Source organism: Flavobacterium sp. B183 (assembly GCF_023539155.1).
In the GTDB taxonomy this organism is placed as follows: Bacteria; Bacteroidota; Bacteroidia; order Flavobacteriales; family Flavobacteriaceae; genus Flavobacterium; species Flavobacterium tructae.
In genome coordinates this window covers 196,306-216,945 of sequence record NZ_CP097434.1, presented here as the reverse complement: position 1 = coordinate 216,945, position 20,640 = coordinate 196,306, and the positions used below count along the sequence as shown (strand labels likewise).

Here is a 20,640-nt window from a genome sequence, read left to right as displayed (position 1 = left end):
GAGATAGTAAGATCCTAAGATTAAAATCGAAATATCTAAGAAGTATAACCATCCAACAATCTAAAGATCCAATTTTTAAATCACATTTACTTCGGCTTCAATCTGAATTCCAAAAGTATCAAAAACAGTTTTTTGAACATCTTTGGAAACCGCCAGAATTTCTTGCCCTGTGGCATTGCCATAATTGACTAAAACCAGAGCCTGATTTTTGTGAATTCCGGCATCACCAAAACGTTTTCCTTTAAAACCGGCCTGCTCAATCAGCCAGCCCGCCGGAACTTTTACTTCGGTTTCCGAAACTTCGTAATATTTCATTTCAGGGAATTTTTGGTGTATTTTTTCGAAATCAGATTTTAATAAAATCGGATTTTTAAAGAAGCTTCCACTATTTCCTAATTCTTTCGGATCCGGTAATTTGCTCTGTCTAATAGCAATTACAGCATTGCTCACGTCTTTTAAGGTAGGAACAGTGATGTTCTTTTTAGCCAGTTCAGCGGTAATATCTCCGTATGAGATGTTGATTTTATGATTGCGTTTCGTTAGTTTGTAAATTACAGCGGTAATGATGTACTGATCTTTTACTTCGTTTTTGAAGATACTTTCTCTATAGCCAAACTTACAGTCGGCATTGGTGAACGTTTTCATTTCCTGAGTGGCAATATTGATCGCTTCGCACGAAACAAAGGTGTCTTTGATTTCCGTTCCGTAAGCACCGATATTCTGTACCGGTGTGGTTCCCACATTTCCGGGAATAAGTGACATGTTTTCTAAACCTCCGAAATTATTGTCGATGGTCCAAAGAACAAAGTCGTGCCAGGTTTCACCGGCCTGACTTTCAACCCAGACAAAATCATCGTCTTCTTTGAGGATTGTTTTTCCTTTTAAATCAATATGAACGACCAAAGCGTCGATGTCTTTGGTTAAAAGCATATTGCTTCCTCCGCCTAAAATAAATTTTTGTTCGTCTTTGTTTTCTTCTAAAATAGTTTTCAGTTCAGCAACCGTATGTACGGCAACAAATTGTCTGGCTTTGGCTTCGATGCCAAAAGTATTGTAGTTTTTTAAAGAAAAATTGGATTGGATTTCCATAAATAAAAGGCTTTTTTGAAGAATTAATTCTGACTCCAAAAGTAAGGATTATAATTTATTTGCATTGGATTTCTAAAAAATAACCAATATTAATTAGGGTACAAAACAGCTGGGATCTTTTCTCTGATCTTATTTTAGGGCTTGAATAAATCGTTGCATTTCTTTCATGGTGCCTATGGTAATTCGGGTCCATTTGCCGTTTTCTTCGTAAATTCTTGTTCCTGATATGTTGTGGTCTTTCAATTGCTGGAAAAAGTCCTTTTTGTAATTTTCTAATGAGAAGTAAATAAAATTAGAATACGATGGGATGCAGGTTAAATTAAGAAGACTCAATTGTGTTATGGTGTATTTTTTTACTTCTGCATTGGAGGTGCGTACCTGACGAATGAAACTTTCATCGTTTAGAGAGGCAATCGCCGCGGCAATAGAGACAACACTGAGGGATAAGTTGGGAGACGATTTCAAAATGCTCAATTCCTCAATCGTGGCAGCATGTGCGAGAGCATAGCCAATACGGGCGCCTGCCAGGCCATACATTTTAGAGAAAGTTTTGGTAATAATCAGATTTTTATTGGAGACCACTAAATCACTTAGCGATGGCTCGTCTGTAAAATCGATATAAGCTTCATCTACAAAAACAAGTGTTTTTTGAGTGGCTTCTTTGATGAAAGAAATCAGTTCTTCTCTTTGACATAGCGTTCCCGTAGGGTTGTTTGGGTTGCAGATGTAAACCATTTTGGTATCATTATCAATGGCTTTTAGCATCGCAGCTAAATCATGTTTTTTATCTTTGGTTAAGGGTACAGTGATTTTTTTTATGCCTAGTTTCTCAGCAGGAGCTGTCCAGTAATCAAAGGTTGTTTCGGCGATTATAAAATTGCCTTTTTGCAATGCGGTATATTGAAGTACTAAATCTAAAATTTCGGTGGAACCGGCACCTAAAAGAATATTGTTTTCTGAAACCGTATTCTTTTTTGCCAGCAGCGTAATGAGTTCCGGTGAAAGATTCCATCCGTATCGATTGCTGATGTTGATACTTTTGGCCATTGCTTCCCGTGCCTTTGGTGACGGACCATAAGGGTTTTCGTTGGAACGCAGCAATATGGGTGAATTATCGATATAGGGTATTATAGGCTCAGTAGTGCCGTTGGCAAAGGTTTCAAAAGGGTAAAGTCCTAGGCCAATAGTTCCTAGTCCAATTTGTTTTAACCAAATTCTTCTGTTACTCATCTTTTTATCAGATTAAATTAAACAATTCAATGAAATAAGTAGGTCGTTGCGACGGAAGAAAAGTTACGTTTTTTTTGTTAAGGGATTTACAGATTTTTCTGAGAAAGCTTAATTTCTTTTTAAATCCAGAAGCTCATGATACCTATTAGAAATAATCTTCATGTTGGTGCTGTAATTTGCATTTTCTTCCACAAATTTTCTATTTCGGATGATAGCCTGATTTCGTAATTCCGAATTTTCAAAAGACCAGATTAGTTCTTCGGATAACATTTCGATATGGTCAATTTCAATCAATTGTCCGTTTTCACGATGTTTGATCCAGCTTTGGTTTCCGGGAATGTTCGAAACTACCGGGTAACAGTTGCAGGCCATGGCTTCAAATAAGGATGCCGATACTCCTTCGGTAATGGGCATGCTGATGTAAATGTTGGATCGCTGTAATAATTTAGGGAGTTCTGTATTCGGAATTCTTCCGGTGAAAATCACTTTATTTTCAATTTGCAATGCTATGGCTAGGTCTTTCAAAGATTGTAGTCGGGTTCCGTCACCCACAATGGTTAATGAAAAGTCAATTCCTTTTTGATGTAAAATGCCAAAAGCTTTTAAAATGGAATCATGACGGTATTCGGGTTGCAAAGAACGTGTAACAATCGCTTCGATTTTTACTGAGTTATTGATTGATGGTGTGAAAAGGGATAAATCAATTCCTTTTGGGAGCACTAAAACTTTACTCATGTCTACGCCAATTGCTTTCATCGAAATGGTCATAACAGGTCCCCAGGCGTGTATTAAATCTGCTTTTTTGAAGGCGTGTTTCTGAATGAACTTTTTAAAAGGAAGTAGTATTGAACCTTCCGGCCACAAATCGGTTCGGCCTTGTTGTGCAATTGCAATAGGATGCATTCCTGAAATTGCTGCCAGAAAACCATAACTGGTGGTTCTTTCGGCAATAATCATGTCCGGTTTTTCCCGTTTGATTTTTTTTCGAATCGAAAGGGGAGAGAAAAGATATTCTAAAATACGTTTGAATCGGCTGAGTTTGGAATGGTTGGGTGTTTGAAGTTCCCAGGTGCAAATTTCAAAACCGCCAAATTCTTCAAGGCCTTTCATCCACGTAATGGCGTCAGCACGATAAGATTCTCCAAGAAAAAGTATTTTTCTTTTTTTCATTTGGCAAACTTAATTTTTTTGCCACAGATTAAAAGATTTTTAATGGATTTTTTGATGTATGGCAATCGGTGAAATCTGTCGCCAAACTTTATCTCGCATTTCTGGGGCGGAGCATATCCTTTTTGAAGTTTTTTTCGCCACGAATTCACGAATTATTTAAATAAATTGTGAATTCGTGGCGGTGTTTTTCTCTAAAATTCCTCAGTGTCTAAAGCGCGATTAAAGAATTCGTTTAAAGGTTTTAAGGCGATGAGTTTTTGACTCATTTTCGAAACGAAATCTTTTTGAGTGACTTCGTCGATGTTGTATTTTTGGGTAGCGGTAAAGCTTTTTAATTTTAAAAACGCAATGGCAGGATGGTCTTTTTCATAACCTCTTGGCGGGTTTTTGAGAGCGTTGTTTTCATTGACATCCAGACTGCTAAATTCCTTTTTGAAGTTTTTATCTGCCAGTATCGCTTCCAAATCTTCATGGAAAAAAGCAATTTCTTTGCGTATTTTTTTCAGATCTTCGGCTTCAGGCGAATAAAACCCTCCCGCAATAAAACTGGCTCCTTTTTCAATATGTACATAATATCCGGCTCGGTTGAGGCCTTTGACGGCTGAAGACATCCAGATTCCTAAATGTGCTTTGTATGGCGATTTGTCTTTAGAAAACCGAATATCACGATTGATCCTGAAAGTACAGTTTTTGACTTCTAATAGTTCCAGTGCTGGATCCAAGGGTTTCATTGCATCCAGTAAATCACTAACTAATTGGTGATAATCTTTTTTGAAAACTTCATATCGTTTCTTGTTGTCCAGAAACCAATCCCGATTATTGTTCTTCTTTAAATCGTCTAAAAATTGCAATGATTCTTTCGTTAACATATCTTCTCTGTTATTGCAGTTGTTTTTTTAAGTCTTCTTCTTTGATGAAGCCGATGTTTTTCCATTTTTCGGTTTTGTTTTCGTATAAAATCATAGTAGGAAGCTGTTCGATTTTCATCTGAGTCGCTAAAGTTTCGTTTTTGTCCACATCAATACGAATGATAACCACTTTGTCTGCCATTTCTTTTTGCATTTTCAAAAGGTACGGTTCCATTTGTTTGCAGGGACCACACCATTCTGCATAAAAATCTACCAGAACTTTTTTGTCTGTCTTTAGTAAATTGTTAAATTCATCGATTGTCATTCCTGCGTTAGCTGTTGAAGGTTTGGAAAATCCTTCTGCATTCCATTTCATGATACCGCCTTCTAATTCATAGATGGTGGTAAAGCCCAATTCGTTAAGTTTTGCAGCTGCTTTTTTACTTCTTCCGCCGCTTAAACAATATACAAAAACGGGTTTCGATTTATCGTAAGCCGCGACTTTGGCTTCAAAATCATCACCGTTCCAGTTTACATTTACCGCATTGTCAATATGATTGGATTCAAATTCTTCAGGAGTTCGAACATCCAGTATTTGAGCATTTTCGGTTGTTTTAATTTTTTCGGCAAAATCCTTTGGAGTAATTTCTTCAATGATGCCGGATTTTTTTTCGTTGCAGGAAATCAATACGACAGAAAGTATAAGGAATAGAATTTTAGAGAACTTCATAAGGTTGTGTTTAAAAAATAGAACTGCTAAAATAATGATTTTTAATTAGTCAATTAGATAATGAAATAAATCAAAATCATTATTTAATTATCTCATTGACACATTATTTAATTGGCGTAATTGTCTAATTTAAATATTTTGTAACTCTGATGCGTTGATTTTACAATAGCTTCGGTACGCTCAGGATGCGTGTCTGAGATAAAAAGCTGTCCGAAAGTTTCGCTGTTGACCATTTCGATAATTTTAGCCACACGGGTTTCATCTAATTTATCAAAAATATCATCAAACAACAGCAGAGGTTTTACGCCGCTTTGTTTCTTTAAAAATTCAAATTGAGCCAGTTTCAAAGCAATCAGGAAAGATTTTTGCTGCCCTTGAGACCCGAATTTTTTAATGGGATGTGAATCAATTTCAAAGGAGAGGTCATCTTTGTGGATGCCTACGCTTGTGTATTGTAATGCCCGGTCTTTGCTGATGTTCTCCTTAAGCAGAGTCAATAAGTCTTTTTCGAACAAATTACTTTCGTAAACCAACTGTACGGTTTCTTCCGATCCGGTTATGGCCTGATGGTGTACATTAAATATAGGTATAAATTGTTCCAGGAAATTTTTTCGTTTCTCGAATATCGATTGACCAAAAGTATTCAGCTGTTCGTTGTATATGGATAAAGTATCATTATCAAAAGTATGGTTCAGTGCAAAATATTTCAACAGTGCGTTACGCTGTACAATTACTTTCTGATATTGAATGAGCTGATGCAAGTAAGTGGAGTCCAATTGCGAAATCACACTGTCCATAAACTTACGGCGCGTTTCGCTTCCTTCCACAATTAAATCACGGTCGGCAGGGGAAATAATAACGAGCGGAATAAATCCGATATGATCGGAGAATTTATCGTAAGCTTTGCCGTTTCTTTTTAAAACCTTTTTCTGCCCTTTTTTTAAACTGCAGACAATCTGTTCAGTCCTGTCGTTTTTTTCTAATTCGGCATCGATTACAAAAAACTCTTCTCCGTGTTTGATGTTTTGAACGGCCAAAGGATTGAAATAACTTTTTCCGTAGGCCAGATGATAAATCGCATCAAGCACATTGGTTTTTCCAATTCCGTTTTTGCCGACAAAACAATTGATCTTGTGGTCGAAATCAAAATTGATTTCGGAGAAGTTTTTATAATTGAATAAAGAAATTTTGTTTAAATACATTTTTTTGGAAACTCTAAGGGAAAAATAGGATGTTTATTAATTTAGACCTCGCGTTACTGGTTTCTTTTGCCGCAGATTAAATGATTTTTAAAAGATTTCTTTGTTAAATCCAGCATGATAATTTTGTAATCTGTGAGAATCTGTGAAATCTGTGGCAAAAAATCTAGCTAATAGCTAAGGAAAATCCTGTTTTGAATAGCAAAAATTTGAGGGTGCAAATTATCGAAAATTATCGAAATAAAAGGCTTTTGATCGGTTTGAAGCGGAATTATTTTCAGCTTGAGGAGGAAGGACTTGTTGTTGATGAAATTATTTTTTTTAAAATAGTGATAAAATTGATTTTTTTTACGTCGGTTTCAATAAAAATTTTATTTTTGCCGTTCACTAAATTAATTTTAAATGGCAACTTACAATAAAAGAGGATATAAAGCACCAAAAGAGAAAGAAGTTAAAGAAGTAAATGAGGAAACACAGGTAGTTATTGACGAGAAAGACAGTACAACAGCAGGTGTTTTTTCAAAGTTAGATGAAACTGCTTCAAAAACTGAGGATTGGGTAGCTAAAAATCAAAAAATCATTATTGGTTTAGTTGCTGGTATCGCAATTGCTACTATAGGATATTTAGCGTATCAGAAATTTGTTGAAAATCCTAAGCAGGATGAGGCTGCAAGCGAAATGTTTGTTGCTCAGCAAAACTTCGAAAAAGCGACTAATGGTGTAGCAAGTGATTCTCTGTACAAATTGGCTTTAAATGGTTCTGAAGGTAAATTCGGTTTCGTTAAAATCGCTGATGAATATTCAGGGACTGATGCCGGAAATTTAGCGAACTATTACGCAGGTATTGCTTCTTTGAACATTGGTAAATACGATGATGCAATTAAATATTTAGGAGAATTTAAATCAAAAGAAGCTATTGTAGGAGCTTTGGCAATTGGTGCTATTGGAGATGCTTATTCTCAAAAGAACCAACAAAAAGAAGCTTTAGATTATTACGTAAAAGCAGCTGAATCTAATAAAAATGATTTCACTACTCCTCGTTTCTTACTAAAAGCGGGTAAAACAGCTTTGGCTTTAGGTCAAAAAGAAGATGCTTTGAAGTACTTAACAGATATCAAAGACAACTACGACGCAACTCCGGAAGCTGCTGCTGTTGATGTATTGATCGGATTAGCACAATAATTTTAATTGCAGAGTTCAGATTTAGATTTTAGATTCGTATTTTAGCAATCTAAAATTTATACTCTAAAATATACAGATGGCTACTCAAAATAAAAATTTATCAGAATACGATAAAAACACAATCCCAAATGCGAAAGATTTTCGATTTGGGATTGTTGTTTCTGAATGGAATGAAACGGTTACCGAAGGACTTTATAATGGCGCTTTTGACGCTCTAACAGATTGTGAAGTTCCGGCTCATCAAATTATCCGCTGGAATGTTCCGGGGAGTTTTGAGCTTGTTTATGGTGCCAAGAAAATGCTGCAAACACAAAACGTTGATGCGGTAATTGTAATTGGATGTGTGATTCAGGGAGAAACAAAACACTTTGATTTTGTATGTGAAGGTGTTACTCAGGGCATAAAAGATTTGAATGTTCAAACGGATATTCCGGTTATTTTTTGTGTTTTAACAGACAATAACATGCAGCAGTCCATTGACAGAAGTGGAGGAATTCACGGAAACAAAGGGACTGAGGCGGCAATCGCTGCAATCAAAATGGCTTATATTCGCCAACAGGCTTCTATGTCACACCCGTTCAATCAACCATTGTTGTCTTCAGGAGCACTTCAGATCGAAGATAAGCCAAGAAAAATTGAGAACGAATAAAACACAATTGTTTTAATAATACTAAAACCTATACTGTGTAAAATAGTATAGGTTTTTTGTTTTTTTTATGATAGCTGTTGTTTAAAAAGCCAACAGAAATTCATTAAATTTGTACACCTTGGTTTTAAAAACCAGAATTGAAATAATAATATTACCCTGAGATTTTGCGGATTATTTTCGATAAAAATCGATGGACAACCTTTAACCCAAATTTTTTAATGTCGAGTATCATTCAATTACTTCCTGATCACGTTGCGAATCAAATTGCTGCCGGAGAGGTGGTTCAAAGACCTGCTTCGGTTGTAAAAGAGCTGTTAGAAAATGCTGTTGATGCGAAAGCAACTGACATTAAATTGATTATTAAAGATGCCGGAAAATCATTAGTTCAGGTTATCGATAATGGAATGGGGATGAGTGTAACTGATGCACGTTTGTGTTTTGCACGTCACGCTACTTCAAAAATACGCCAGGCCGAAGATCTTTTTTCGCTTCATACTAAAGGGTTTCGTGGAGAAGCATTGGCTTCTATTGCGGCGATTGCGCACATGGAAATGAAAACGAAACAGGATCAGGAAGAACTGGGGACGCATATTGTAATTGAAGGAAGTAAATTTGTGTCGCAGGAAGAAGCTGTTTTGCCTAAAGGAACTTCTTTCGCGGTTAAAAATTTATTTTTTAATATTCCTGCACGTCGTAATTTCTTAAAATCGGATACGGTGGAATTTCGTCATGTTATGGACGAGTTTCAGCGTGTGGCAATGGCGCATCCTAATATTCATTTTACCTTTTACCACAATGGAAGCGAATTGTATAATTTGCCAGCGGCAGGTTATCGTCAGCGAATTGTGGGAATCATGTCCGGTAAAACCAATGAGAAATTGGTTCCGGTAAGTGAAGATACAGAGATCATTAACGTTCAGGGATTTGTTTGCAAACCAGAGTTTGCAAAGAAAAGCAGAGGAGAGCAATTCTTTTTTGTAAACGATCGTTTCATTAAAAGCGGTTATCTGCATCATGCAGTAATGGCGGCTTATGACGGACTATTGAAAGACGGTTCGCAGCCAAGTTACTTTTTATATTTGAAAGTTCCGCCCAATACGATTGATATCAATATTCATCCTACCAAGACAGAAATTAAGTTTGATGATGAGCAGGCCTTGTACGCTATTTTAAGAGCCTCTATAAAACACAGTTTGGGGCAGTTTAATGTTGCACCGGTTTTAGATTTTGAGCGTGACGCCAATTTAGATACTCCGTACCATTATAAAGATTTAGAAGCCGAAACGCCAACGATTCAGGTTGACGGGACTTTTAACCCGTTTACAGATGATAAAACCAATCAGCATTATGCGAAATCGGGATCAGGTTCCGGTTTTAGTTCGGGTTCTGGTTTTAGCTCAGGATCAGGTTCGGGGTCCAATTCAGGTTCAGGCTCAAGTTATAGCTCAGGAGCAAATTCTTATTCCGGTTATTCTAAAAGAGTCGAGCCAACGGCAAGCTGGGAAAGTTTGTATACTGGTTTAGAGACAGAAAGTATCGAAAGTTCACCGTTTACCTTCGAAAACGAAGAAGTGACCTCCTCCTTATTTAACGATAATGAAATTGAACAAGCGAGTCAGGGAACGTATCAGATTCATAAAAAATATATCGTATCGCCAATTAAATCCGGAATGGTGATTGTCGATCAGCAAAGAGCACATCAGCGTATTTTGTACGAGCAGTTTTTGTTGAATATGACCGTTAATCAGGCTTCCAGTCAGCAATTATTGTTCCCGTTGAATTTATTTTATTCTTCGGCCGAAATGAAACTGATCGAAGAACTGAAACCTTCTTTAGAAACAACCGGTTTCGTTTTTGATGAAGCGCAAACTGATCATATTGTGATTTCCGGAATTCCGGTAAACATTACCGAAAGCGAAGTCTCTCTGGTTATCGAACAGTTATTAAGTGATTTGCAGGACGGAATTCCGGCCAACAGTTACAGTCAGAATGATACCATTGCCAAGTCGATGGCTAAAAGTTTAGCGGTTAAAACCGGATCGTATTTAACCGAAAAAGAACAGGACAATCTGGTTAACGGATTATTTGCCTGCAAAGATCCAAACATTTCACCTTTTCAAAAACCTACCTTCATCACGATGCGTGTAGAAGATATAGATAAAAAGTTTGCCTTATGATGAACAACATGACTCCTGTCGTAAAACAACTGCTTATAATTAATATCATATTTTTTATTGGTGCGCAGTTAGTGCCTGTTTCCGAGCAGTTTTTTGCACTATTTTTTCCGGAAAGCGATTTTTTTAAACTTTGGCAGCCCATAACACACATGTTTATGCACGGCGGTATTTTGCATATTGCCTTTAATATGTTTGCGATGGTTTCTTTCGGATCGGCCTTGGAACATTTTTGGGGAGGAAAGAAGTTTATTTTCTTTTACATCTCCTGTGGATTAGGTGCCGCTTTATTGCAAATAGGGGTAAATTATTTGCAATTCCAGGCAGCTTTAGAGCCGGTAAGAAGCTTAGGGTTATCAGATGCAACATTACATCAGATCTTAAATGTAAATTTTAGTGACGGGTCGGGTTTTAGATCCGATTTGTTTTTTGATCAAATTAAGCCAATATTGGAAGGGGTTGGAAAGACCAATCTTACTGAAGAAGGATTTAAAGGATTATTTAATGCTTCTGTAATTACTCAGGTGCCAATGGTAGGAGCTTCGGGTGCTATTTACGGACTTTTGGTGGCTTTTGCTTTTATGTTTCCAAATGCTGAGCTTGCTCTGATGTTTATACCAATTCCGATTAAGGCGAAATATTTTGTACCCGGAATTTTAGCAATTGATTTGTTTTTAGGTTTCAAAGGAGATTCTATATTTGGAGGAGGAGGTACAGGAGTCGCTCACTTCGCTCATATTGGAGGTGCGGTCATTGGGTACTTCATGATGTGGTACTGGAAAAAAATCAGTTTAATAACAATCGTTGGAATTAATTTTTAACTTTAATATTGCAAATAAAAACTAAAGAAAGCTTTTATGAATATTCTGGATGATTTAAAATTACAATATCGATTAGGCGGAATAGCCATGCGTGTTATTTTTTGGAACATTGGTTGTTTCCTGATTTCATTAGTGTTATTCTATAACTTTTCTACAGCTCAGTTTGCTTTTCCGAACTGGTTGGCATTGTCATCAGATCCTGCCGTTTTTATGTTCAAGCCCTGGACATTTTTGACGTATGCTTTCTTTCATTATGGCTTTCTGCATCTATTGTTTAATATGATGGTGTTGAATTTTGCGAGTCAGTTGTTCCTGACTTTCTTTACTCAAAAACAATATCTCGGACTGTATATTTTAGGAGCCATTTTTTCAGGGATTGTTTTTGCACTGAGTTTTTATTTTTTAAATATTTCAGCGCCTATAGTAGGAGCTTCGGCTGCAATTATGGCAATCCTGATGGGTGTTACCACTTATCAGCCTTTGATGAATGTGCGTTTATTGCTTATAGGCAATGTAAAGCTTTGGCACATTACAGCTGTGATTCTGGTTCTTGATTTAATGCAATTTCGTTTAGACAATACCGGAGGACATATCTCGCATTTGGCAGGAGCTTTCTTTGGATTTCTTTTTATCAAGCTGCTTCAAAACGGTACAGATCTTAGTAAAATTGTTTCCAGAACATTAGATTTCTTTGCCAATCTGTTTAAAAAATCCCCATCGACCCCATTCACAAAAGTTCATAAAAATTACAATAAACCTACTGAAAAAGTGACGTCAAGAATTGTTACGAAAGATAAAACGCAACAACAAATTGATGAAATTTTAGACAAAATCAGCCAGTCCGGCTATGATTGTCTAACAAAAGAAGAAAAAGAGTTTTTATTTAAAGCTGGAAAATAATCGTTTTAGGCCCGCAATATGAAAAACCTTTCATGGTTTAATAAAATAATGTTCTTTTTGAATATAGTGCTAACTGTACTGACCTTTAGTATTTATATTTTACCATTTCTGGCACCAAAGAGTTTTCCGCTTCTATCGGTCTTAACGCTCTTTATGCCGGCTTTCTTCGTTCTAAATGGTTTGTTCTTTGTCTATTGGGGAATTCAGTTTAAAAAACGTCTTATTTTATCCGGTTTGGTATTGTTAACAGGAATTACTTTTATCAGTAAATTTTATAAATTCTCAACAAAAGAATATGTTAGGGACGAGAGAGATTTCTCTGTAATGAGTTATAACGTGCGTCTTTTTAATGTTTTTAAATGGCTCGACCGCGACGATATTCCTTCCAATATAAAAGCTTTTATAGACGAAAAAGACCCGGATATTCTGTGTATTCAGGAGTATTCCAACTCGGCTCATCTGGATTTGAAAGTGTATCCGCATCGTTACATTTTCATCGAGGGAAATAAAATTAAAACCGGTCAGGCGATCTTTTCAAAATTTCCTATTATTAATCAGGGAAATATCATCTTTCCAAAATCAGATAATAACGTAATCTATGCCGATATTAAAAGAGGTAAAGAGGTTATTCGGGTGTACAACATGCACCTGCAGTCTATAAAAATTTCGCCGGATGTAAGTGATATTTCAGATAATATTGATCATGTCAATCAGGAAAAATCGCAGTTAATTTATACCCGAATCAGTAAAGGATTTAGACAGCAGCAAGAACAAGCCGAGATCTTTAAAGAAAATATCAAACAATGCGAAAACCCGATTATTATTTGTGGAGACATGAACAATAGTCCGTTTTCGTATGTGTACCGAAATATCAAAGGAAAACTCAAAGACGCCTTTGAAGAAGCTGGAGAAGGATTTGGAGCCACCTATAAGTTTCGTTATTATCCGGCACGTATTGATTATATTTTTACGGATAGTAAGATGAAAGTCAAACAATTTGAAAGTTTTTCCGACTTCGAAAATTCAGATCATTATCCTATTATGACAAGGCTTTCTATTGAGTAGCGTTTTTAGGATCGCGTAAGGAGTGAGAATATTTAACCGCAAAGGACGCAAGGAGTTTTTACTTATTAGATTTTATATAAACGCAAGGTTCGCAAAGCTTTATCTTATTGCTTTGCGTCCCTTGCGTTTATATGTGTAAACTTAGACAAAAAAACTTTGCGTCCCTTGCAGTTAAGTCACAATAAACTACTTATAGATTCAGTTTTCGGTATTGCAATGGAGAGGTCTGTTTGAGTTCTTTAAACTTTCTGTTGAAATTGGAGATGTTGTTAAAGCCGCATAATTCGGCAATTTCGAGAACCGACAGTTCACTGTTGTTGGCCAGCAGCTTGGAAGCATGTTCGATTCTCACTTCGATTAAAAACTGGAAAAAGGACTTGTTGGTCCGGACTTTAAAATACCGGCAGAAAGCATTTTTAGTCATATTGGCAATCGAGGCGATCTCATCCAGGTTAATGTTTTTTTGGTAGTTGGTCATTACATGTTCAAATACTGTCTGCATTCGTTTACCTTCATTATCCGTAATTTTTTTATCGTACAAATGGTTGGAGAGCTGTTCTCTCTCGCTGTTAGAAAGCCACTTTATGATTTCCAGAAATAAAATGAAGCGTTCGTAGTTGTCTGATTTATTAAGCTTTTTAAAAGATTTGACGATTTTTTTAGGGGGATTGTGGGTGATAAATCCATTTTTGCTATTTTCTAAAAAAGGCTGGATGTTTTTGAAAGTGGTTAGCGAGAAGAAATCTCTTCCAAACGAGCTTGTAGTAAAGAATAAGGTACGCATAATGGAAGATTCATTGTCATATACTTCACTTCTGAAAACGTGAGGTAAATTGCTTCCAATCATTAAGATGTCGCCTTCGCGGTAATGCGAGATGGTATCTCCGGCAAATATGGCACCCTGTCCTTTTTCGATAAAACTAATTTGTATTTCTTCGTGCTGATGGAGTTTGTCGTAAAAAACGATCTCCCTATCCTCTTGATATATAAGAGGATCTTCTCCCGATTTAGGGATTTTAAATGGAAAAACTTTCATGGTTGGTCAAGGTTAGTTCATTCAAATATATTTTATTTTGTCAAAAAAATAGCAATATATTAATTGGTTTTTTGTGTAATCAGTTTATATAGGGTAATATAGTATTGTTTTGAGGTAATTTTTAAGCCTCCTGCTTTGTTCAATATAAATAATTTTGGTTTTAATTAAAATCGATATTATGAGTATTCAATGGAAAGGCGTTATGCCGGCAGTAACAACCAAATTTACTGCAGATGATAAATTAGACTTCGGAATGTTTGAAGTTAACTTACAAGCACAATTAGAAGCAGGTGTTGAAGGAATAATTCTGGGCGGAACATTAGGAGAAGCCAGTACTCTTTTGGAAGAGGAAAGAAGAGAATTGGTAAAAAATACGGTTAGCCTGGTAAACAATCAGGTACCGGTGGTTATGAATATTGCAGAGCAAACTACACGTGCCGCAATTTTAGCAGCCAATAAAGCCGAACAAGATGGAGCAAAAGGATTGATGATGCTGCCTCCAATGCGTTACAAAGCTTCTGATTTCGAAACGGTAACGTATTTTTCTGAAGTCGCAAAAAATACATCACTTCCAATAATGATATACAATAATCCGGTAGATTATAAAATTGAAGTTACATTGGATATGTTTGAAGAACTGTTGAAATTTGATAACATTCAGGCCGTAAAAGAATCAACAAGAGATATTTCAAATGTAACCAGAATGATTAACCGTTTCGGTGATCGATTAAAGATTTTATCAGGAGTAGACACTCTGGCTTTAGAGAGTTTGCTGATGGGGTCTGACGGATGGGTTTCAGGTCTGGTATGTGCTTTTCCAAAAGAAACCGTTGCGATATACAAATTAGCCAAAGCAGGAAGAATTGATGAGGCTTTGAAAATATACAGATGGTTTCTTCCTTTATTAGAATTAGACATTAATTCATTTTTAGTACAAAATATTAAGCTTGCAGAAGTAGCAACGGGTATCGGGACAGAATATGTTCGCGCACCAAGATTACCGCTTCAGGGAGCTGAAAGAGAAAAAGTTTTAGATATTATTGCCAAATCCTTAGCATCAAGACCAACTTTGCCTGATTATAAAAACTTGTAACAGTAAGTAAGCTGATACAATTGGTTTTACAAATTTCTTCTTTAAGAGTCTGTTTAAATTTTATTTGTTGGCTTTCTTATGATGATTTTCGGCTGCAACGTCGTTAAATTTTAATACAATAGCGCTGCTATTCTATTAAAATTTGCCTCTTTTCGCTCGAAAATCCTTTGATAATAAATCTCAAAAATAAATTTTATACAGACTCTAAGAATTGTAAAGTATTTATTCAAACAACAAAAAAGAAATATGATTACAGGAAAAAATTACGTGGGAAGTACACTCAAAGCTGCTGGAAATAAAACATTTAAAACATTTAATCCGCAGCAGAATGTTGAAAATCCCTGGGTTTTTACAGAAGCAACTCATGAAGAAATTGAAGAAGCAGTTGCTTTGGCTCATCAGGCATTTGGAACGTATAAAAAATGTTCCGGTTTAGAAAGAGCAGGTTTTTTAAATGCTATTGCTGACGAAATCGTAGCTTTAGGAAATGATTTGTTAGTTCAGTATTGCAGTGAATCCGGCTTTCCAATGGGCAGAGCAGAGGGGGAGCGCGGAAGAATGGTTGGTCAACTACGCGCGTTTGCCCAAATGCTCATTGAAGGGAGCTGGGTTCAGGCTGCAATTGATACGGCAATAACAGACAGGGTTCCTGCACCAAAAGAAGATTTGCGTAAAATTTTGGTACCCCTTGGCCCGGTGGTGGTTTTTGGATCCAGTAATTTTCCGTTTGCATTTTCAACAGCTGGTGGAGATACCGCTTCAGCATTAGCGGCGGGTTGTCCTGTGATTGTAAAAAGTCATTCGATGCATGTGGGAACAGGCGAAATGGTTGCTTCGGCAATTATAAAAGCAGCACAAAAAACAAATATGCCAGAGGGTGTTTTCTCCAATCTTATTGGTGGGGGAACAACTCTTGGAACTGCATTGGTGAAACATCCGTTGGTAAAAGCAGTTGGTTTTACCGGAAGTATCCGTGCCGGAAGAGCCTTGTTTGATTTGGCAGCACAGCGACCGGAGCCAATTCCGGTTTTTGCCGAGATGGGAAGTGTAAATCCTGTGGTGCTTTTGCCAAATGCTGTAAAGGTAAACAGTCAAAAATGGGCTACGGCTTATGCAGGATCTATCACGCTTGGAGCAGGTCAGTTTTGTACCAATCCAGGATTACTGTTTGGAATTAAAGGAGCTGAGTTGAATAAATTCTCAGAAGAATTAACTCAGGCCATTGAAAAAATAGAACCATTTTGTATGTTGCATCCTTCAATGAAAGAAGGTTTTGAAGAAGGATCAGCAACTATGCTGGCACAGAAAGGTGTTGCAAAAATTGCAGAATACAAAGGTGACGCGGCACCAAATTACGGAGTACAGAAAGTTTTAACCGTAGACGGGAAAACTTTTTTAGAGAATAAAATCTTAAGTCATGAGGTTTTCGGACCTGTTTCGGTACTGGTGCAATGCGATGATGAACAACAATTGCTGACGATTATCAATCAATTAGACGGGCAGTTGACAGGTACTATTATTGGAGAGCCTGAGGAATTGAAAAATCAGGACGAATTAATTGCAGCGATGCAGAGTAGAGTGGGACGATTGATTTTTAACGGTGTTCCTACAGGAGTTGAAGTTTGTCCTTCAATGATTCACGGAGGGCCTTATCCAGCTTCTTCTGATTCGAGATTTACTGCCGTTGGAATTCATGCCGTTTATCGCTGGGTTCGACCGTTTAGTTATCAGAATTGGCCCAATGAATTATTACCTGCAGAATTGCAAAACGAGAATCCATTACAGATTTTAAGAACCTTAAATAATATTCAAACAAAATCCCAGATAGTATAAATGGTAAAGAAGACTTTTTTTTGTGTAGATGCACACACTTGCGGGAATCCTGTAAGAGTGGTGGCAGGCGGTGGGCCGAATTTGACTGGCGCTAACATGAGCGAAAAACGTCAGCATTTTTTAAAAGAATTTGACTGGATCCGTAAAGGCTTAATGTTTGAACCCCGCGGACATGATATGATGAGCGGAAGTATTTTATATCCGCCAAGCGATCCTGCAAATGATTTCGGAATTTTGTTTATCGAAACTTCCGGTTGTCTGCCAATGTGTGGTCACGGAACTATTGGTACCATTACCATTGCCATTGAAGAAGGTTTGATTACCCCAAAAATACCGGGAAAAATAAGAATGGAAGCTCCTGCCGGTCTCGTGAATATCGAGTACCAGCAAACCGGAAACAAAGTCGACTGGGTACGTCTGACCAATGTAAAGTCCTATTTAGCAGCAGAAGGATTGACTATTGATTGTCCTGAACTGGGAGAAATTACTTTTGATGTGGCATATGGAGGAAATTATTATGCGATTGTGGATCCACAAGAGAATTTCTCCGGAATTCAAAATTTTTCGGCAGGTAAAATTATCCAGCTGAGTCAGGAAGTTCGTAAGAGAATTAATGCGAAATATCCGGACTATTTTATCCATCCGGAAAATGATACCATTCGTGATGTGAGTCATATGCTTTGGACGGGAGAGCCTTTAGATCCAACATCGTCAGGTCGAAATGCTGTTTTCTACGGAGACAAAGCCATCGATCGTTCTCCTTGCGGTACCGGAACATCAGCGAGAATTGCGCAGCTGCATGCCAAAGGGAAACTTAAAGTAGGAGAAGATTTTATTCACGAAAGTTATATTGGCAGTAAGTTCATTGGAAAAGTGGTGGAGGAAACTTCAATTGGAGAAATTCCCGCTATTGTACCAAGTATTCAGGGCTGGGCAAAAGTATACGGTTACAACACCATCATCATCGATGAAGCAAATGATCCGTATGCTCATGGTTTTCAGGTAATTTAAAAAATATTAAAAATTTAGATTCATTGAAGGAGGATAAGATTCTTCTTCAATGAATTTTTTAATTTCGTACAAATGAAAAGAATAAGTATAGTTGGAGGAGGTATAATAGGCTTGTGTACCGCTTATTATCTGGCTAAAGAAGGATATGAGGTAACTATTTTTGATCAGTCTCCTATGGATGACGGTTGTTCTTATGGAAATGCCGGAATGATCGTTCCGTCGCATATTATTCCGTTGGCACAGCCCGGTATGATTGCTCAGGGAATCAAATGGATGTTCGACAGTCAGAGTCCGTTTTATGTAAAACCGAGATTAGATGCCAATTTGATGAAATGGGGGCTGCAGTTTTACAAACATGCCAATGAGAAACACGTCGCAAATGCAATGCCTGCACTACGTGATTTGTCACTGTTGAGTAAAGAATTGTATCAGGATTTTGCCAGAGAAAACAATTCGTTTTTCTACGAAGAAAAAGGACTTCTGATGTTGTATAAAACGGATAAAGTAGCACATGAAATGTTTCATGAAGGACGAGAAGCCGAAAAACTGGGTTTAAAAGTAGATTATCTTTCTGCGGCAGCAGTTGCAAAATTAGAGAACGGTACTAAAACCGATATTTTAGGAGGGATACACTATAAAGGCGATGCCCATTTGTACCCACAGAAATTCATGCAGTTTATCAAAGAAGAATTAAAGCATTTAAAAGTAGAAATTCACTCCGGTACAACAGTACAGGATTTTACTTTCGATCATCATAAAATTACAAAGGTCGTAACAGATAAAGGCACATTTAGCGCAGATGAAGTTGTGTTGGCGGCCGGTTCCTGGAGTCCTTCATTGGCTAAAAAACTCGGGATTTCAGTTTCTATTTTACCGGGAAAAGGATACAGTTTTACACTGAAGGATCAAGATCATAAACCTTCGATTCCTTCGATTCTATGTGAAGGAAAGGTAGCTGTAACCCCTATGAACAATGATATTCGTTTTGGGGGAACTATGGAGATTACCCATACCGGAGATACCAAAATCAATAAGAACAGATTACAGGGAATCATAAACAGTATCAATGAGTTTTATCCCGATATGCAGGTAGGAATGCCTGAAAATAAGGATACCTGGTTTGGTTTCAGACCTTGTACACCTTCGGGAATGCCAATCATCACCCGTGCCAAAAAAGTTGTAAATTTGACTTTCGCCACCGGACATGCGATGATGGGTTTAAGCCTTGCACCGGCAACCGGAAAAATAATCACAGAGATTATTTCAGGCAAAAAAACTTCGGTTGATACTAAAATGTTTCAATTATAAATTATGAGATACGATTCAATTCCGGCTTCTTTATTCGAAAATAACCGTAAGAGGTTTATCGAAAAAATGCAGACTAATAGTTTGGCTATTCTTACTTCAAACGATGTGATGCCCAATAATACAGATGATGTCATGGGGTTTGCGCAAAATAATGATTTGTTTTATCTGTCCGGAATTGAGCAGGACGAAACCATTTTGGTACTTTATCCCGATGCTTTTAAAGAAGAAAACAGAGCTGTTTTATTTGTAAAAGAAGTCACTGAACATACATTAATCTGGGATGGAGATTTCTTGACCAAAGAAAAAGTTACGGCGCTTTCCGGAATTAAAAATGTAAAATGGATACACGAATTTGAAAAAGCCCTACAGCTGTTTGCCTTTGAGGCCGATGCCATTTATCTGGGGCACAACGAACACATTAAAAGAATAACTTCGGAAATGAATACCCGCCAGGATCGAATGATTCAGTGGTGCAAACAAAAATATCCGTTGCATCACTACGAACGTGTGGCCAAAATAACAAGAGAGCTGCGTCCTGTAAAATCAGAGGAAGAGATCGCTTTGATTCAAAAAGCAGTGGCAATAAGTATCGAAGGATTCAAAGCATTGTTAAAAGCAGTAAAACCTAATGTAAAAGAATACGAACTGGAAGCTGAGCTGGCGTACCATTACATCAAAAACGGAGGAAATCGTCATGCCTTCAAACCTATTATCGCTTCGGGCAGGAATGCCTGTGCTTTACATTACAATACCAATGATTCGGTTTGTCAGGACGGCGATATGCTTTTGGTCGATTTTGGGGTTTGTTATGGCAATTACAATTCTGATACTACGCGCTGTCTTCCGGTAAACGGAAAATTTTCTCCTCGTCAGAAAGAAGTTTACCAATCGGTTTTACACTGTCTGAAAGAAGGATCAAAATTTTTAAAACCGGGTGTTTTATCCAAAGAGTACGAATTACAGATGGCAAGTCTGGTGGAAGCCGAACTGGTAAAACTAGGTTTGATTACTTTGGAAGAAATTGAAGCGCAAGACCCCGAAAATCCTGTGTACAAAAAATACTTCATGCACGGAACGGCTCATTTTGTGGGACTGGATGTTCATGATGTGGGATTGTATTCCAAACCTTTTGAAAAAGGAATGGTGCTTACCTGCGAGCCCGGAATTTATATTCGGGAAGAAGGAATCGGCTGCCGACTGGAAAATGATTATTTGTTAACCGAAGACGGAAACATTAATTTATCTGAAGGATTGCCTATTGAAATTGAAGAAATAGAACAGCTATTAAATACTAAATAAACC

General features: G+C 37.2%; 17 protein-coding genes and 1 pseudogene. 11 read left to right on the top strand and 7 right to left on the bottom strand.

All coding sequences use genetic code 11. The features are described 5' to 3' along the window. Window positions 1–75: 75 nt before the first annotated feature. From murB to M4I44_RS00980, 6 genes are all read right to left on the bottom strand, one after another. A complete protein-coding gene (murB, locus tag M4I44_RS01005; protein WP_249966275.1) occupies window positions 76–1,089 on the bottom strand; it encodes a UDP-N-acetylmuramate dehydrogenase in 1,014 nt (337 codons plus the stop codon). 129 nt (window positions 1,090–1,218) lie between these two features. Then, complete coding sequence (gene hisC / locus M4I44_RS01000; protein WP_249966274.1) at window positions 1,219–2,319, bottom strand: histidinol-phosphate transaminase; 1,101 nt, start codon at window positions 2,317–2,319, stop codon at window positions 1,219–1,221. Between the two features lie 108 nt (window positions 2,320–2,427). Beyond that, a complete protein-coding gene (locus M4I44_RS00995) occupies window positions 2,428–3,489 on the bottom strand; it encodes a glycosyltransferase (protein WP_249966273.1) in 1,062 nt (353 codons plus the stop codon). A gap of 191 nt (window positions 3,490–3,680) precedes the next feature. Then, entirely contained in the window at window positions 3,681–4,358 is a 678-nt protein-coding gene (locus M4I44_RS00990) for a DUF2461 domain-containing protein (RefSeq protein ID WP_249966272.1), read from the bottom strand. Between the two features lie 10 nt (window positions 4,359–4,368). Continuing rightward, the gene (locus M4I44_RS00985; RefSeq protein WP_249966271.1) at window positions 4,369–5,067 is read right to left on the bottom strand and encodes a thioredoxin domain-containing protein; all 699 of its coding nucleotides are present in this window, start codon (window positions 5,065–5,067) and stop codon (window positions 4,369–4,371) included. A 107-nt stretch (window positions 5,068–5,174) separates the two neighbouring features. After that, a complete protein-coding gene (locus tag M4I44_RS00980; protein ID WP_249966270.1) occupies window positions 5,175–6,269 on the bottom strand; it encodes a DNA replication/repair protein RecF in 1,095 nt (364 codons plus the stop codon). Window positions 6,270–6,668: 399 nt separating this feature from the next. Between M4I44_RS00980 and M4I44_RS00975 the strand changes: the two genes are divergently transcribed. The 6 genes and pseudogenes from M4I44_RS00975 to M4I44_RS00950 all read left to right on the top strand — a co-directional run bounded on the left by M4I44_RS00975 (window position 6,669) and on the right by M4I44_RS00950 (window position 13,057). After that, window positions 6,669–7,448: a tetratricopeptide repeat protein gene (locus M4I44_RS00975; RefSeq protein ID WP_017494854.1), complete on the top strand. Its 780-nt coding sequence runs from the start codon at window positions 6,669–6,671 to the stop codon at window positions 7,446–7,448. Between the two features lie 76 nt (window positions 7,449–7,524). Then, a complete protein-coding gene (gene ribH, locus M4I44_RS00970; RefSeq protein WP_017494853.1) occupies window positions 7,525–8,097 on the top strand; it encodes a 6,7-dimethyl-8-ribityllumazine synthase in 573 nt (190 codons plus the stop codon). Between the two features lie 218 nt (window positions 8,098–8,315). Beyond that, on the top strand, window positions 8,316–10,274 hold the full coding sequence (mutL, locus tag M4I44_RS00965; RefSeq protein ID WP_017494852.1) for a DNA mismatch repair endonuclease MutL: 1,959 nt from the start codon (window positions 8,316–8,318) through the stop codon (window positions 10,272–10,274). Next, window positions 10,274–11,085, top strand: a pseudogene (locus M4I44_RS00960) (rhomboid family intramembrane serine protease). The gene mutL and the pseudogene M4I44_RS00960 overlap by 1 nt, the downstream one beginning before the upstream one ends. Window positions 11,086–11,128: 43 nt before the next feature. Beyond that, window positions 11,129–11,992 carry a rhomboid family intramembrane serine protease gene (locus M4I44_RS00955; RefSeq protein WP_249966269.1) on the top strand — a complete coding sequence of 288 codons (864 nt, stop codon included), beginning with the start codon at window positions 11,129–11,131 and terminating at the stop codon, window positions 11,990–11,992. 48 nt (window positions 11,993–12,040) lie between these two features. Continuing rightward, window positions 12,041–13,057: an endonuclease/exonuclease/phosphatase family protein gene (locus tag M4I44_RS00950; protein WP_249967400.1), complete on the top strand. Its 1,017-nt coding sequence runs from the start codon at window positions 12,041–12,043 to the stop codon at window positions 13,055–13,057. A 190-nt stretch (window positions 13,058–13,247) separates the two neighbouring features. On the opposite strand, the gene M4I44_RS00945 is transcribed toward M4I44_RS00950, so the two are convergent. Then, entirely contained in the window at window positions 13,248–14,093 is an 846-nt protein-coding gene (locus M4I44_RS00945) for an AraC family transcriptional regulator (RefSeq protein WP_249966268.1), read from the bottom strand. A gap of 178 nt (window positions 14,094–14,271) precedes the next feature. Here M4I44_RS00945 and M4I44_RS00940 point away from each other — a divergent pair, with 178 nt between their 5' ends. The 5 genes from M4I44_RS00940 to M4I44_RS00920 all read left to right on the top strand — a co-directional run bounded on the left by M4I44_RS00940 (window position 14,272) and on the right by M4I44_RS00920 (window position 20,637). Then, window positions 14,272–15,186, top strand: coding sequence for a dihydrodipicolinate synthase family protein (locus M4I44_RS00940; RefSeq protein ID WP_249966267.1), 915 nt, complete (start codon window positions 14,272–14,274; stop codon window positions 15,184–15,186). A 246-nt stretch (window positions 15,187–15,432) separates the two neighbouring features. Beyond that, complete coding sequence (locus M4I44_RS00935) at window positions 15,433–17,019, top strand: aldehyde dehydrogenase (NADP(+)) (RefSeq protein WP_249966266.1); 1,587 nt, start codon at window positions 15,433–15,435, stop codon at window positions 17,017–17,019. Further along, window positions 17,020–18,030 (top strand): 4-hydroxyproline epimerase, encoded by a 1,011-nt coding sequence (locus M4I44_RS00930; RefSeq protein ID WP_017494845.1) that lies wholly within the window; start codon window positions 17,020–17,022, stop codon window positions 18,028–18,030. A 72-nt stretch (window positions 18,031–18,102) separates the two neighbouring features. Beyond that, window positions 18,103–19,338 carry an FAD-binding oxidoreductase gene (locus tag M4I44_RS00925; RefSeq protein ID WP_017494844.1) on the top strand — a complete coding sequence of 412 codons (1,236 nt, stop codon included), beginning with the start codon at window positions 18,103–18,105 and terminating at the stop codon, window positions 19,336–19,338. 3 nt (window positions 19,339–19,341) lie between these two features. After that, a complete protein-coding gene (locus M4I44_RS00920) occupies window positions 19,342–20,637 on the top strand; it encodes an aminopeptidase P family protein (protein WP_249966265.1) in 1,296 nt (431 codons plus the stop codon). Window positions 20,638–20,640: the final 3 nt, after the last annotated feature.